Raw genomic sequence first — 14,783 nt, forward strand, 5'->3', positions numbered from 1 at the left:
ATGCCCGCGAAGAGGCCGGTAGCTGAATCACAACTCGCGCAGGTTATGGCAGCGCCTGAACCGCGCTTCGAGGTTGCGGTCGGGCATCTGATGGCTGCGCAATGCATTCAGAGTCTGTTCGACATAATCCCGCGTGGTGCCATAACGCCCCTTGGCACTGGCCAGAATCTGGCTGAGCAACGTATCCGGCAGGTTGCCCGCATAGCACGGCAGGTGCCGCTCCAACACAAACCCCAACGCCTGCACCTTGCTGCCGTCGCCCAACCGGCAGCTGAGCCAGTGCGGCCTATACGCTGGGTAAGGCATCTCCCGCTGCCACAGGGCCATCAGCGAATCATCGAGGTTGCTGTCTTCAAGGCGGTAGGCAAAACCGCTGCAGGAGCCGCCGCGATCAAGGCCAAACACCAGGCCTGGCGTTTCCGGCGTACCGCGGTGCTCGTGCGACCACAGGTACAAACCACGGTGATAACCATGCACCCGCGCCCGCTGGCGCTCCACAGAGTTGCATTCCGGGCGCCAGATCAACGAGCCGTAGGCAAATAACCAGACCGGGCCACCTTCATGGCGCGACATGGTTGTATGCATGGAGTTGAGCAATTGCTCGCGGGTCAGTTGCTGACCGAAGTCGAGCGTCGGAGGATAAGCAATTTCCCAGGACAAACTTTCAAGTGCCGACATAAGCTGCCGCCATTATTCCCTGTGTACTACGCATAAAAGCGAGAGGCGCTGGTGGCGCGGCCTGCACGGCCGCGCTTCGCGCGCTTGCAGTAACCATAGGATAGAACTGCGCCAATACTCAAGTCCTATGAACAGAGTTTCATGCACAGTTCCGACGACTGGGAAGTATTGTTTCGATGGCCGCGAAAGTTAATGGCCAAGGCGGTAACAATTACCGCCTTATACCCACTACTTAAAACTTCGGTTATTAACCACGTGGTGCGTAGGCAAACACATCGGCACGCATGCGGTGCGCATCCATACCCGCTTCGACCAGGGCGTCGAGAGTGGCGTAGACCATGTTCGGCGAACCGCTGGCATACACGTGCACGGTATTGAGGTCTTTCACGTCCTCGCACACCGCTTCGTGCAGCATGCCGCAGCGCCCTTCCCAGCCACACAGGTCACTGACCACCTTGTGCAGGAACAGATTGGGCAAACGCTCCCATTCGGCCCAGTGTTCAATGCTGTAGAAGTCTTCGGGGCGACGTACGCCCCAGTACAGGTGCACCGGATGTTTGAAGCCTTGGGCGCGGCAATGTTCGACCAGGCTGTGCATCTGGCCCATGCCAGTGCCAGCGGCAATCAGCACCAGCGGCCCATCGGGCAGCTCGGCCAAATGGGTATCGCCGAACGGCATTTCGATACGCGCCAGGCGGTCGCGCTGCAGTTGTGCCAGCAGCTGCTGGGCGCTGGCTTCGCGGACCAGCACATGCAGCTCGAGATCCCGCCCGGAATGCGGCGCAGAGGCCAGTGAGAAGGCCGCTGGCTTGTCGCCCTCGCGCTCGATCATCAGGTACTGCCCGGCGTGGTAGCGCGGCGGTTTGCCGGCCGGCGCGCGCAGGCGCACGCGCCAGACGTCGCCACCAACCTCGACGCATTCGCTCACGCTGCATGCCAGCTTGCGCACTGGCAGCTCACCGAGGGCGAGCACACCATCCCAGAGCAACACACAGTCCTCCAGCGGTTCGGCAATGCAAGTGAACAACTCGCCATGGTCACGGACTACACCGTCCTGACGCACGCTTCCTTCGACCAACAACGCGGCGCAGACATGGCAATTGCCATTGCGGCAGCTGTTCGGGCAGTCATAGCCCAGCCGCCGCGCTCCATCCAGGATCCGTTCCCCGGGTTTGAGCGCCAGCACCGCCCCGGACGGCTGCAACGTTACTTGCATCAATCTATTCCCAACTGATCCCACAGCTCATCGATACGGCGGGTGACGGCCTCGTCCTTGACGATGACCCGGCCCCATTCGCGTGTTGTCTCGCCCGGCCACTTGTGCGTGGCGTCCAGGCCCATCTTCGACCCCAGCCCCGACACTGGCGACGCGAAGTCCAGGTAGTCGATCGGCGTGTTGTCGATCATTACCGTATCACGCTTGGGGTCCATGCGCGTGGTGATGGCCCAGATCACATCGTTCCAGTCGCGGGCGTTGATGTCGTCGTCGGTAACGATAACGAACTTGGTGTACATGAACTGTCGCAGGAACGACCACACACCCAGCATCACGCGCTTGGCGTGGCCTGGGTACTGCTTTTTCATGGTCACCACCGCCATACGGTACGAGCAGCCTTCCGGCGGCAGGTAGAAGTCGACGATTTCCGGGAACTGCTTCTGCAGGATCGGCACGAACACTTCGTTCAGCGCCACACCCAGGATAGCCGGTTCATCTGGCGGCCGACCGGTGTAGGTGCTGTGATAGATCGGCTTCTGCCGGTGGGTGATGCGCTCGACGGTGAACACCGGGAAGCTGTCCACTTCGTTGTAGTAGCCGGTATGGTCGCCATACGGGCCCTCAGGGGCCATTTCGCCCGGGTGGATCACGCCTTCGAGGATGATCTCGGCGGTGGCCGGCACCTGCAGGTTGCTGCCACGGCACTTGACCAGCTCGGTCCGGTTGCCGCGCAGCAGGCCGGCAAAGGCGTATTCGGAAAGGGTGTCCGGCACTGGCGTCACGGCGCCGAGGATGGTGGCCGGGTCAGCGCCCAGGGCCACGGCAACCGGGAACGGCTGGCCCGGGTTCTTCTCGCACCATTCGCGGTAATCCAGGGCGCCGCCACGGTGGCTCAGCCAGCGCATGATCACCTTGTTGCGGCCGATCACCTGCTGGCGGTAGATGCCCAGGTTCTGGCGGTCCTTGTTCGGGCCGCGGGTCACGGTCAGGCCCCAGGTGATCAACGGCGCCACATCGCCCGGCCAGCAGTGCTGGATCGGCAACTGGCCGAGGTCGACGTCATCGCCCTCGACGACCACTTCCTGGCACACCGCGTCCTTGACCACCTTCGGCGCCATCGACACCACCTTCTTGAAGATCGGCAGCTTGGACCAGGCGTCCTTCAGGCCTTTCGGCGGCTCAGGCTCCTTGAGGAAGGCCAGCAGCTTGCCGATCTCGCGCAGTTCGTCGACCGACTCGGCGCCCATGCCCATGGCCACGCGCTCTGGCGTACCGAACAGGTTGCCCAGCACCGGAATGTCGAAGCCGGTGGGCTTTTCGAACAGCAAGGCCGGGCCCTTGGCGCGCAGGGTGCGGTCGCAGACCTCGGTCATCTCCAGGACTGGGGAAATCGGAACCTGGATGCGCTTGAGTTCACCGCGCTGCTCCAGGCCACGGATGAAGTCGCGCAAATCGCGATACTGCATGCATGAGCCTCTAATTGGCCGTATCGGTCGGGGTTGCAGAGTGTAGCGCCGTTCGGGTTTTGTTTGGGGGCAAAAATGCATTGGGGCCGCTTCGCAGCCCTTCGCGGGTACGCCCGCCCCCACCAGGATCGCACTGAACCTGTGGGAGCGGGCGTGCCCGCGAAGGGGCGCGAAGCGGCCCCAATCAATTCCGACTTGAAACGCTTACTTGCGCTTCATCGACAGGAAGAACTCGTCGTTGGTCTTGGTCTGCTTGAGCTTGTCGACGAGGAACTCGATGGCGGCGATCTCGTCCATCGGGTGCAGCAGCTTGCGCAGGATCCACATGCGCTGCAGTTCGTCGTCGGCAGTCAGCAGTTCTTCGCGACGAGTACCGGAACGGTTGATGTTGATGGCCGGGAAGACGCGCTTCTCGGCGATACGGCGGTCCAGGGGCAGCTCCATGTTGCCGGTACCCTTGAACTCTTCGTAGATCACTTCGTCCATCTTCGAGCCGGTTTCGACCAGCGCGGTGGCGATGATGGTCAGCGAACCGCCTTCCTCGATGTTACGCGCGGCACCGAAGAAGCGCTTCGGCTTCTCCAGGGCGTGGGCGTCGACACCACCGGTCAGCACCTTGCCGGAGCTCGGGATCACGGTGTTGTAGGCACGCGCCAGACGGGTGATGGAGTCCAGCAGGATGACCACGTCCTTCTTGTGCTCGACCAGGCGCTTGGCCTTCTCGATGACCATTTCGGCAACCTGCACGTGGCGGGTTGGTGGCTCGTCGAAGGTCGAGGCAACCACTTCGCCGCGCACGGTGCGCTGCATTTCGGTCACTTCTTCCGGGCGCTCGTCGATCAGCAAGACGATCAGGTGGCACTCGGGGTTGTTACGGGTGATGTTCGCCGCGATGTTCTGCAGCATGATGGTCTTACCGGCTTTCGGCGGGGCGACGATCAGGCCACGCTGGCCTTTGCCGATCGGGGCACACAGGTCGATGACACGACCGGTCAAGTCTTCGGTGGAGCCGTTACCGGCTTCCATCTTCAGGCGCTTGTTCGGGAACAGCGGCGTCAGGTTCTCGAACAGGATCTTGTTCTTCGCGTTTTCCGGACGGTCGAAGTTGATGGTGTCAACCTTCAGCAGGGCGAAGTAACGCTCCCCTTCCTTCGGCGGGCGGATCTTGCCGACGATGGTATCGCCGGTGCGCAGGTTGAAACGGCGGATCTGGCTCGGCGAGACGTAGATGTCGTCGGGGCCGGCCAGGTAGGACGCATCAGCAGAACGCAGGAAACCGAAACCATCCTGGAGAATCTCCAGCACGCCGTCACCCGAGATCTCTTCGCCGCTCTTCGCGTGCTTTTTCAGCAGGGCGAAAATCACGTCCTGTTTGCGCGAACGGGCCATGTTTTCGATGCCCATCTGTTCGGCCATTTCCAAAAGATCGGTAATCGGCTTTTGCTTGAGTTCTGTGAGATTCATAAGAGGAGTGACGTAATCATGTAAGAAGGGAGAATTAAGCTTTGGCTTAATGAGGCCGCGCCGCTAGATGGCGACAGGATCGCGTACTGATTCGAATTAGGGATGCTTCGGCGACGGCGTGCAGAGGGCACTGAAGAAGCAGTGCGAGGCCGAATGTAACACTTGCTTTTTTCTGCGTCTAGTGCTCTGAAAAAGAAAAAACCCCGCATTTGCGGGGTTTTTTGTTTCACATCACAGGTGGGCGTCGAGGAACGCGGCCAGCTGTGATTTGGACAGGGCGCCGACCTTGGTGGCCTCGACGTTGCCGTTCTTGAACAGCATCAGGGTCGGGATGCCACGCACGCCGTGCTTGGCCGGGGTTTCCTGGTTGTCGTCGATGTTCAGCTTGGCGACGGTCAGTTTGCCCTCGTAGGTAGCGGCGATGTCGTCCAGAACCGGAGCGATCATCTTGCATGGACCGCACCATTCAGCCCAGTAGTCGACCAGTACCGCGCCTTCAGCCTTCAGGACTTCGGCTTCGAAGGTAGCGTCGGTGACGTGTTTGATCAGATCGCTGCTCATGGATATCTCCAGGGTCGTAAGCAAAAAACGTGGCCCATGATAGCCGTACCCAGGCCCTACAGGAAGTCACGGACGATTGAGTGTAACTATAGTTGTGCAAGACGTCGCGAATCGAAACTGTCACACAAGTGTCATAGCATCGAATGGCATATTGCCTTGCATCAAGGCCCGGTGCGGTGCGCGTTGGCGTCAGCCAAGGATCGTGGCACGATTGCCGGGTTATCGACCGAGAACACACAGAATGCCGCATACCTCCGCGAAGAACCTGTCCCTGATCGCCGCCATCGACCTGGGCTCCAACAGCTTCCACATGGTGGTGGCCAAGGCGCACCACACCGAGATCCGCATTCTCGAGCGCCTCGGCGAGAAGGTTCAGCTGGCCGCTGGCATCGACGAAGAGCGCAAGCTCAGCGAAGAAGCCATGGAGCGAGGCCTGGAATGCCTCAAGCGTTTTGCCCAACTGATCAACGGCATGCCGGCAGGCTCCGTGCGCATCGTTGGCACCAACGCCCTGCGTGAAGCGCGCAACCGCAACGAATTCATCCAGCGCGCCGAAGCCATCCTCGGCCACCCGGTGGAGGTCATCTCCGGCCGAGAAGAAGCGCGCCTGATCTACCTCGGTGTCTCGCACACCTTGGCCGACACCCCCGGTAAACGCCTGGTCGCCGACATCGGCGGCGGCAGTACCGAGTTCATCATCGGCCAGCGCTTCGAGCCGCTGCTGCGCGAAAGCCTGCAGATGGGCTGCGTGAGTTTCACCCAGCGCTACTTCCGCGACGGCAAGATCACCCCGGCGCGCTATGCCCAGGCCTACACCGCAGCGCGCCTGGAGCTGATGAGCATCGAAAACGCCCTGCATCGCCTGACCTGGGACGAGGCCATCGGCTCGTCCGGCACCATCCGCGCCATTGGCGCCGCGATCAAGGCCGGCGGACTGGGCAACGGCGAGGTCAATGCCGAGGGCCTGGCCTGGGTCAAGCGTAAGCTGTTCAAGCTCGGCGAAGTCGACAAGATCGACTTTGAAGGCATCAAGCCTGACCGGCGTACCATCTTCCCAGCCGGCCTGGCGATTCTGGAGGCAATCTTCGACGCCCTGGAACTGCAGCGCATGGAACACTGCGACGGCGCACTGCGCGAAGGTGTGCTGTTCGACCTGCTCGGCCGCCATCACCACGAGGATGTGCGCGAGCGCACCCTGAATTCGCTGATGGAGCGTTATCACGTCGACCACGGCCAGGCAGCGCGCGTCGAGCGCAAGGCTCTGCACGCCTTCGACCAGGTAGCCAAGGTATGGAAGCTTGACGAGGGAAACTGGCGCGATTTGCTGGGATGGGCGGCGAAAGTCCATGAAATAGGCTTGGATATCGCCCACTACCATTACCACAAACATGGCGCCTACCTGATCGAGCACTCTGACCTGGCCGGTTTTTCCCGCGACGAGCAGCAGATGATGGCCCTGTTGGTTCGGGGCCATCGTCGCAACATCCCCAAGGACAAGTTCTCGGAGTTCGGCGCTGAAGCCGTGCAACTGATTCGCCTGTGCGTGCTGTTGCGCTTCGCCATCCTGTTCCACCACATCCGCGGCAATCAACAGATGCCCAAGGTGGACCTGCAGGCCGGCGAAAACAGCCTTGAAGTGGTGTTCCCGGATGGCTGGCTGGAACAGAACCAGCTGACCCAGGCCGACTTCGCCAACGAAGCGGAGTGGCTGGCCCGGGTCGGCTTCGTCCTCAGCGTACGTTGAGGAGCGGGTTGCTCAGGCGCTCCAGCAGGGTCGCCTGGGCACTGCGCGGGTTCTGGTTGCCGGTCGGGGTGCTGCGCACATAGCGCCCGTCTGGCTGCAAGGTCCAGGCGTGGGTGTTGTCGGTCAGGTAGCCTTCCAGCTCCTTCTTCACTCGCAGCAGCAGCTTCTTGCCCTCTACCGGGAAGCACGTCTCGACGCGCTTGTCGAGGTTGCGCTCCATCCAGTCGGCGCTGGACAGGTAAATCTGCTCTTCGCCACCGTTGAGGAAGTAGAACACCCGCGTGTGCTCAAGGAAGCGGCCGATGATCGAGCGCACCTGAATGTTGTGCGAAACCCCCGGAATGCCTGGGCGCAGGCAGCACATGCCACGCACCACCAGGTCGATCTTCACGCCCGACTGGCTGGCCTTGTACAGCGCCTTGATGACCTTGGCGTCGGTCAGCGAGTTGAACTTGGCGATGATGTGCGCAGGCTTGCCTTCCAGGGCGAACTGGGTCTCCCGGGCGATCATGTCGAGCATGCCCTTCTTCAGGGTGAACGGCGCGTGCAGCAGCTTCTTCATGCGCAGGGTCTTGCCCATGCCGATCAGCTGGCTGAACAGCTTGCCGACGTCCTCGGTGAGAGCGTCGTCGGAGGTCAACAGGCTGTAGTCGGTATACAGGCGGGCGTTGCCGGCGTGATAGTTGCCGGTACCCAGGTGCGCGTAACGCACGATCTCGCCCTGCTCGCGGCGCAGGATCAGCATCATCTTGGCGTGGGTCTTGAAGCCGACCACGCCGTAGATCACCACCGCACCGGCCGCCTGCAGGCGGCTGGCCATCTGCAGGTTGGACTCTTCGTCGAAGCGCGCGCGCAACTCGATCACAGCAGTGACCTCCTTGCCGTTACGCGCCGCATCCACCAAGGCGTCGACGATCTCCGAGTTGGCCCCGGAGCGGTACAGGGTCTGGCGCACGGCGAGCACGTGCGGGTCCTTGGCAGCCTGGCGCAGCAGGTCGATTACCGGGGTGAAGGACTCGAACGGGTGCATGAGCAGGATGTCCTGCTTGCCGATCACGCTGAAGATGTTGTCGGCGTTCTGCAGCAGCTTGGGGATCGCCGGGGTGAACGGCGTGTACTGCAGCTCCGGGTGGCTGTCGAGGCCGGTAATGCTGAACAGGCGGGTCAGGTTGACCGGCCCATTGACCTGATAAAGCTCGCTCTCGCTCAGGCTGAACTGCTTGAGCAGGTAGTCCGACAAGTGTTTCGGGCAGGTGTCGGCCACTTCCAGGCGCACGGCATCGCCGTAACGGCGCGAGAACAGCTCACCGCGAAGGGCGCGGGCAAGGTCGTCGACTTCTTCGGAATCCAGCGCCAGGTCGGCGTTACGGGTCAGGCGGAACTGGTAGCAGCCTTTGACCTTCATGCCTTGGAACAGGTCATCGGCGTGGGCGTGGATCATCGACGACAGGAACACGTAATTGTCGCCTGGGCCACCGACGTCTTCCGGCACGCGAATGACCCGTGGCAGCAAGCGTGGCGCCGGGATGATCGCCAGGCCGGAATCGCGGCCGAAAGCGTCGACGCCTTCGAGCTCGACGATGAAGTTCAGGCTCTTGTTCACCAGCAACGGGAACGGGTGGGTCGGATCGAGGCCGATCGGGGTGATGATCGGTGCGATTTCGTCGCGGAAGAAACGGCGCACCCAGGTCTTGAGCTTGGGCGTCCAGTAACGGCGACGAATGAAGCGGATGGCGTGCTTTTCCAGCTCTGGGAGCAGCACGTCGTTGAGGATCGCGTACTGGCGCTCCACCTCGAAGTGCACCAGTTCGCTGATGCGTGCCAGCGCCTGGTGCGGCTGCAGGCCGTCAGCACCGGCCAGCTCGCGGGCAAAGTTGATCTGCTTCTTCAGGCCGGCGACGCGGATCTCGAAGAACTCGTCGAGGTTGCTGGAGAAGATCAGCAGGAATTTGAGGCGTTCGAGCAGCGGGTACGATTCGTCCAGCGCCTGCTCCAGCACGCGGATGTTGAATTGCAGCTGCGATAGTTCGCGATGAATGTACAGGCTGCTGTCGTCCAGGCTCGGGACGGTGATGGCCGGCGTCGGCGCAGGGGCCGGGGCGGCGACTTCGACCACCGGCCCCACGACCTCGGGCAGGTCGGGCGGGGTCTGTACCATCTCTTCGGGGACTGCCTGGGCATCCTTGATCGCGACAGGGGTTAGCACTTCATTATTCATCTGACGTTCCTGAGGACGTTAACGCCCTATGATCAATTGAGCGGCAAGATAAGCGTCCATTATGACGACTGTGTTACAGCTTCGCGCAAGCCGCGACTTAAGGCTGCCGGTATTGTCCGTGTAGGAATTGTTCACGTCGAGACACATTTGGACACTTTCACGAATGCGCGCGAAGGGGTAGGCTGCGCGTTCATTTCGCCAGCACCTCAGAAAATGCTCCAACAATTCCTGCAGGATTTCGGCTACTTTGCCCTTTTTCTAGGCACCTTCTTCGAAGGCGAGACCATTCTGGTACTTGCGGGATTCCTTGCGTTCCGCGAATACATGGACATCAAGCTGGTGGTCCTGGTGGCCTTCTGCGGCAGCTACGCCGGCGACCAGCTGTGGTACTTCATGGGTCGGCGGCACGGCCGCAAGATCCTCGCACGCAAGCCGCGCTGGCAGGCCATGGGTGACCGCGCGCTGGAGCATATCCGCCGCCACCCGGACATCTGGGTGCTGAGCTTCCGCTTTGTCTACGGCCTGCGCACGGTGATGCCGATCGCCATCGGCCTGTCCGGCTACTCGCCGCGCCGCTACCTGCTGCTGAACGGCATCGGCGCCGCCGTCTGGGCGCTGGCACTGGGCCTGGCGGCCTATCACTTCGGCGCCATCCTCGAAGGTATGCTGGGCAGCATCAAGAAGTACGAGCTATGGGTGCTCGGTGGCCTGCTGCTGTTGGGCGCCCTGCTGTGGTTGCGCCGGCGCTTCCGTGCGGTCCGTGCAGAGCGCCGCGCGGCGGCAGAAGAGCAGACTGCCAGCGCTGAGCAGCAGGTAAAGACCGAGAAGCAGCCAGAACACGGGCACGACCACCGCTAAGCCCAGCGTGTCGGCCAGATAGAGTGCCGGCACCAGCGTCAGCAGGCGCGCCAGCTCCAGGCGCACTGCCCACGGCCGGTTTTCCAGGGCCGCACCCAAGACGAACAAGCCAAACGCCATCAGCGACCAGCCCAGTACCAAGGCAGCGCTCGGCACGCGCTCGGCCACGTCCATCAAATAGCTGCCCAGCGCGATGTAGACGACGAACTGCGCCGCCACGTACACCTGCCACGCTCGGCCCAAGGCAACCTCAAACTTGCGGAACAGCGCCAGGTTCTGCTTCGCCTGTGGATAAGCCGCTGCGACATCGGCCGGGCGCCAGCCAGTGGGCATGAACCAGATGCGCAGCTTGTCTTGCCAGCGGCGGGTGCGGCGGGCATCGCTGCACAACTGGGCGTAGAACTGCAGGTTGGCCCACAACGGGTTCCAGCTGGCCAGGGGCGTGGTCACGCCGAACACCACCGGCTCGGCAGGGTCCTCCTCCTTGAACGTGCCGAACAGACGGTCCCAGATAATGAACACACCGCCGTAGTTGCGATCCAAGTAGTCAGGATTCTGCGCATGGTGGACGCGATGGTTGGACGGCGTGATCAATACCCACTCGAGCCAGCCCAGTTTGGGAATGTGCCGGGTATGCACCCAGAACTGGTACAGCAGGTTCAGCGACGCCACGGTGATGAACACCACAGGCGGCACGCCGATCAACGCCAGCGGCAAGTAGAAGATCCACGAGAAGATGAAGCCGCTACTGGTCTGGCGCAGCGCGGTGGTGAGGTTGTACTCCTCGCTCTGGTGATGCACCGAATGCGCCGCCCACAGCACGTTGCGCTCATGGCCCAGGCGGTGCAGCCAGTAGTAGCACAGGTCGTACAGTACGAAGGCCAGCAGCCAGACCCACCAGGCGCTCGGCGGCAGGCGCAGCAGAGCCAGGTGCTCCCAGGTCAAGGCGTAAGTCAGCAGCCCTACCCCTTTGGTCAGCAGGCCGGTGCTGGTCGACAGCGCGCCGGTGCTCAGGCTGTTGATCGAATCGGCCAGAGTGAAGTTGCGCTGCCCGCGCATGCGGTCGGCGATCAGCTCCACGGCGATCAGTACGAAGAAGAACGGCACGGCCAGCAGAATCACGTCCATGGGCAACGCTCTGAAAGGTTATCCACAGAGATTAGGATGCGCCCGCAGCAATCCCTATGGCCACATCTGCCAAACTAGACGACATTTAGCGCCTCGAAAATGGAGTAATAAGCATGACCAAGAAAGTAGCGGTGATTCTTTCCGGCTGTGGCGTGTACGACGGTGCCGAAATCCACGAGAGCGTGATCACCTTGCTGCGCCTCGACCAGCGCGGCGCACAGGTGCAGTGCTTTGCGCCGAACATCGCGCAGATGCACGTGATCGACCACCTGACGGGCGAAGAGATGCCCGAGTCGCGCAATGTGCTAACCGAGTCGGCACGCATCGCCCGCGGCGAGGTGAAGGATATCCGTGAAGCCAAGGCCGAGGATTTCGACGCGCTGATCGTGCCGGGTGGCTTCGGTGCGGCGAAGAACCTGTCCAACTTTGCCGTGGAAGGCACCGAATGCACGGTGAACCCGGATGTGCTGAGCCTGGCCGAAGCCTTTGCCGAGGCCTGCAAGCCAGTTGGCCTGATCTGCATCTCGCCAGCGCTGGCGGCGAAGATCTATGGCCCGGGCGTGGTCTGCACCATTGGCAATGACGCAGGCACCGCAGCGGCGGTGGAGAAGATGGGCGGCACGCATCAAGAATGCGATGTGCATGACATCGTCGAAGATACCCAGCGCAAGCTGGTGACCACCCCGGCCTACATGGTCGCCAAGTCGATCAGCGAAGCGGCCAGTGGCATCTACAAGCTTGTCGACCGGGTGTTGGAACTAACCCACGAAGGGGAATGATCAGCCCTTGCTCAGGCGGGTCAGAATCCGGTCGAGGGCATTGGCGAACGCCTGCTTCTCGCGCTCGCCATAAGGCGCCTGCCCTCCCCCGACCTGGCCCTGTTCACGCAGCTCGGTGAACAGGTTGCGCACCGCCAGGCGCTCGCCCATGTTGCGTTCGTCGAACTCGCGGCCACGCGGGTCCAGGGCCGCCACGCCCTTCTTGATCAGGCGGTCGGCCAGCGGTACATCGCTGCAGATCACCAGCTCGCCGGGCACGGCGTGCTCGACCAGGTAATCATCAGCCGCGTCCATGCCGCTGGGCACGACGATCAGGCGCACGATCGCGAAGGCCGGCTTGGCCACGGCCTGGCCGGCCACCATGATTACCTCAAGCTGACGCTTGAGGGCGAACTTGACGATCAGGTCCTTGGCTGCCTTGGGGCAGGCGTCGGCGTCGATCCAGATGCGCATTGAGCTAAATCTCTATTTTCCTGCACCGGCCTCTTCGCGGGGCAAGCCCGCTCCTACACAGGCGTAGGCAGGACCTTGCAGGAGCGGGCTTGCCCCGCGAAGAGGCCGGTAGCATCAACCTTTAAACGGCAGCCCGGCGCTTCTCGGCCAGGCGACTACGCCCATACAACACCACAATCGCCAGCAACGCCACCGCTTGAGCACTCAGCGAGTACACATCGGGGTGAATCCCCAGCCAGTCGAACTCGAAGAACGCCATCGGTCGCGTACCCAGTACGCCCGCTTCCTGCAACGCTTTCACGCCATGCCCTGCGAACACCACCGACAACGCGCACAGCAGCCCGGCGTTGATGCTGAAGAACAGCGACAGCGGCAGCTTCGCCGACCCGCGCAGGATCACCCAGGCCAGGCCGACCAGCAGCACCAGCGCCGTCGCGCCGCCAGCCAGCACCGCCTGGTGGCCAGCTGGGCCCGCCTGCAACCACAGGGTTTCGTAGAACAGAATCACTTCGAACAGCTCGCGGTACACCGAGAAGAACGCCAGCACGGCGAAGCCGAAGCGTCCACCGCCGCTGACCAGGCTGCTCTTGATGTAGTCCTGCCAGGCGGCCGCATGCCGGCGGTCGTGCATCCACACACCCAGCCACAGCACCATGACGCTGGCGAACAAGGCTGTACTGCCTTCCAGAAGCTCACGCTGGGCACCGCCGACGTCGATCACATAGGCCGCCACGGCCCAGGTGGCAAAGCCTGCGACCAACGCCAAGCCCCAGCCGATGTTGACGCTGCGGATGGCCGATTGCTGCCCGGTATTGCGCAGGAAGGCCAGTACTGCGGCCAACACGAGGATCGCCTCAAGGCCTTCACGCAGCAGGATGAGCAAGCCGGAAATGAAGCTCAGCGACCAGCTCAAGCCATCGCTGCCCAGCAGCTTTGCAGCCTGGTCGAGCTTGGTTTTTGCTTCGGCAAGGCGTTGTTCGGCCTGGGCCACCGGCAGGCCGTCCTGCAGCGATTGACGGTAGGCCATCAGGGCCTTTTCAGTGCTCTTGCGCGCTTCGGTGTCGATGTTGTCCAGCGAGCTTTCGACCAGTTCGAAGCCTTCCAGGTAAGCCGCAACCGACAAGTCATAGGCCTGGTCGTGGTCGCCTGCACGGTAAGCTGCAAGGCTCTTGTCCAGGGTACTGGCAGTGTATTCGAGCAACTGCGATGGGCCGCGCTTGACCTGCGGCGGCTGGGCGCGCTGGGCGCGGAACGCCTCGACCGACGCGGCGCCTTCGTTGGCGGCAACTTCGGCCGGGGTCTGCCGGGCCAGGTCGCCGATGTTCCAGGTCTTGCCGCCTTTAGCGGCTTCAGGCTTGGCAGTGAAGCTGGCAATGTAGGCCGCCACGTCCCAGCGCTGGCGCTCATCGAGTTGGTCGGCGAAGGACGGCATTTCAGTACCGTCGATGCCCAAAGCCAGGGTGTTGTACAGGTCGAACAGGCTCAGCTGGTCAAGACGAGCGGTGTCACGCAGGTTGGCCGGTGCTGGCTCCAGGCCCACGCCCGCCGGGCCGTCACCAGCGCCGGTATCACCGTGGCAGATTGCACAGTTCTGCGCATACAGTGAGGCGCCACGGGCCGGGTCCGGGGTGATCACCGGGGCCTGGCTGACCTCGTAGGCCACCGCCAGCCGCGCGCCCAGCAGTCGGGCTTGCTTGGCCACCGCCGCGCCGTCCTGACGCTGATCGATGGCCTGGCGCAGCGCTTGCACACCTTGCTGCAGGCCAGCTTGCTCGGCGTTGGCCGGCAGGCCGTTGACCAGCTCCGCCAGCACCGCGCTGAATTCTTGCTGTTCACGGTATTCGCCGTCGTCGATGACCTTGCCGTTTTCCACCGTCGGCGGGTAGTCGGCACCAATGTAGTCCAGCAAATGCAGGGCTTTGGCGGCCTCGGCGGGCGCTTCGGCCTGCGCCAGGGTGCTGCACAGCGCCAGCACCGGGCCGAGTAATACAGCCGGCAACCAGGCGAGCAGACGGGAACGGGTTTTCATGGCCAGTCTCGGAGGGAATGCGAAAGAGAACATTGTTCACTTCCACTTTGCTTCGCTCAAGGGCTGGGGGTGGATTTCATGAAAAATCTTGAGACAAATCAGATGAAGTGAGGAAAGGGATGTCGGCTGGCGAATGGGTGAGGGCTGACAGGTGCCTGCCGACAGGTTTGCAGCGCTTATGAGATCGAG

At 62.4% G+C, this 14,783-nt stretch carries 11 protein-coding genes and 1 pseudogene; 3 read left to right on the plus strand and 9 right to left on the minus strand.

Features of this window, described 5'->3' with window-relative positions; all coding sequences use genetic code 11:
* Positions 1–27 precede the first annotated feature (27 nt).
* From APH28_RS25230 to trxA, 5 genes are all read right to left on the minus strand, one after another.
* Positions 28–678 (minus strand): gamma-glutamylcyclotransferase, encoded by a 651-nt coding sequence (locus APH28_RS25230; RefSeq protein ID WP_060513167.1) that lies wholly within the window; start codon positions 676–678, stop codon positions 28–30.
* A gap of 247 nt (positions 679–925) precedes the next feature.
* Positions 926–1,894, minus strand: a complete 969-nt coding sequence (locus tag APH28_RS25235; RefSeq protein WP_060513168.1) for a CDP-6-deoxy-delta-3,4-glucoseen reductase — start codon at positions 1,892–1,894, stop codon at positions 926–928.
* Positions 1,894–3,360, minus strand: a complete 1,467-nt coding sequence (ubiD, locus tag APH28_RS25240; RefSeq protein WP_060513169.1) for a 4-hydroxy-3-polyprenylbenzoate decarboxylase — start codon at positions 3,358–3,360, stop codon at positions 1,894–1,896. The genes APH28_RS25235 and ubiD overlap by 1 nt, the downstream gene beginning before the upstream one ends.
* 204 nt (positions 3,361–3,564) lie before the next feature.
* Entirely contained in the window at positions 3,565–4,824 is a 1,260-nt protein-coding gene (rho, locus tag APH28_RS25245; RefSeq protein WP_003253661.1) for a transcription termination factor Rho, read from the minus strand.
* 231 nt (positions 4,825–5,055) lie between these two features.
* Positions 5,056–5,385: a thioredoxin TrxA gene (gene trxA / locus APH28_RS25250; RefSeq protein WP_060513170.1), complete on the minus strand. Its 330-nt coding sequence runs from the start codon at positions 5,383–5,385 to the stop codon at positions 5,056–5,058.
* Positions 5,386–5,626: 241 nt separating this feature from the next.
* Here trxA and ppx point away from each other — a divergent pair, with 241 nt between their 5' ends.
* Positions 5,627–7,129: an exopolyphosphatase gene (gene ppx / locus APH28_RS25255; RefSeq protein ID WP_060513171.1), complete on the plus strand. Its 1,503-nt coding sequence runs from the start codon at positions 5,627–5,629 to the stop codon at positions 7,127–7,129.
* Here the strand turns inward: ppx and ppk1 are convergent.
* Positions 7,116–9,347 carry a polyphosphate kinase 1 gene (gene ppk1 / locus APH28_RS25260; protein ID WP_060513172.1) on the minus strand — a complete coding sequence of 744 codons (2,232 nt, stop codon included), beginning with the start codon at positions 9,345–9,347 and terminating at the stop codon, positions 7,116–7,118. The two genes, ppx and ppk1, sit on opposite strands and share 14 nt — an antisense overlap.
* Positions 9,348–9,560: 213 nt before the next feature.
* Between ppk1 and APH28_RS28445 the strand changes: the two genes are divergently transcribed.
* Positions 9,561–10,205: a DedA family protein gene (locus APH28_RS28445; protein WP_082432393.1), complete on the plus strand. Its 645-nt coding sequence runs from the start codon at positions 9,561–9,563 to the stop codon at positions 10,203–10,205.
* A gap of 549 nt (positions 10,206–10,754) precedes the next feature.
* On the opposite strand, the pseudogene APH28_RS29305 reads toward APH28_RS28445, so the two are convergent.
* Positions 10,755–11,333, minus strand: a pseudogene (locus APH28_RS29305) (sterol desaturase family protein); the annotation flags it as partial.
* 113 nt (positions 11,334–11,446) lie between these two features.
* Between APH28_RS29305 and elbB the strand changes: the two are divergent.
* Positions 11,447–12,112 (plus strand): isoprenoid biosynthesis glyoxalase ElbB, encoded by a 666-nt coding sequence (elbB, locus tag APH28_RS25275; RefSeq protein WP_060513175.1) that lies wholly within the window; start codon positions 11,447–11,449, stop codon positions 12,110–12,112.
* On the opposite strand, the gene APH28_RS25280 is transcribed toward elbB, so the two are convergent.
* Positions 12,113–12,565 carry a YaiI/YqxD family protein gene (locus tag APH28_RS25280; RefSeq protein WP_060513176.1) on the minus strand — a complete coding sequence of 151 codons (453 nt, stop codon included), beginning with the start codon at positions 12,563–12,565 and terminating at the stop codon, positions 12,113–12,115. It lies immediately after the preceding gene.
* Positions 12,566–12,686: 121 nt separating this feature from the next.
* Positions 12,687–14,627, minus strand: coding sequence for an FTR1 family protein (locus APH28_RS25285; protein ID WP_060513177.1), 1,941 nt, complete (start codon positions 14,625–14,627; stop codon positions 12,687–12,689).
* Between the last annotated feature and the right edge of the window lie 156 nt (positions 14,628–14,783).

The organism is Pseudomonas sp. NBRC 111124, assembly GCF_001320245.1.
Classification (GTDB): Bacteria; Pseudomonadota; Gammaproteobacteria; order Pseudomonadales; family Pseudomonadaceae; genus Aquipseudomonas.

Coding starts and splice junctions, on each gene's coding strand:
- APH28_RS28445 (WP_082432393.1), top strand. CDS start 9,561: ATGCTCCAACAATTCCTGCAGGATTTCGGCTACTTTGCCCTTTTTCTA.
- APH28_RS25230 (WP_060513167.1), bottom strand. CDS start 678: ATGTCGGCACTTGAAAGTTTGTCCTGGGAAATTGCTTATCCTCCGACG.
- APH28_RS25235 (WP_060513168.1), bottom strand. CDS start 1,894: ATGCAAGTAACGTTGCAGCCGTCCGGGGCGGTGCTGGCGCTCAAACCC.
- ubiD (WP_060513169.1), bottom strand. CDS start 3,360: ATGCAGTATCGCGATTTGCGCGACTTCATCCGTGGCCTGGAGCAGCGC.
- trxA (WP_060513170.1), bottom strand. CDS start 5,385: ATGAGCAGCGATCTGATCAAACACGTCACCGACGCTACCTTCGAAGCC.
- ppk1 (WP_060513172.1), bottom strand. CDS start 9,347: ATGAATAATGAAGTGCTAACCCCTGTCGCGATCAAGGATGCCCAGGCA.
- elbB (WP_060513175.1), top strand. CDS start 11,447: ATGACCAAGAAAGTAGCGGTGATTCTTTCCGGCTGTGGCGTGTACGAC.
- APH28_RS25285 (WP_060513177.1), bottom strand. CDS start 14,627: ATGTTCTCTTTCGCATTCCCTCCGAGACTGGCCATGAAAACCCGTTCC.
- ppx (WP_060513171.1), top strand. CDS start 5,627: ATGCCGCATACCTCCGCGAAGAACCTGTCCCTGATCGCCGCCATCGAC.
- rho (WP_003253661.1), bottom strand. CDS start 4,824: ATGAATCTCACAGAACTCAAGCAAAAGCCGATTACCGATCTTTTGGAA.
- APH28_RS25280 (WP_060513176.1), bottom strand. CDS start 12,565: ATGCGCATCTGGATCGACGCCGACGCCTGCCCCAAGGCAGCCAAGGAC.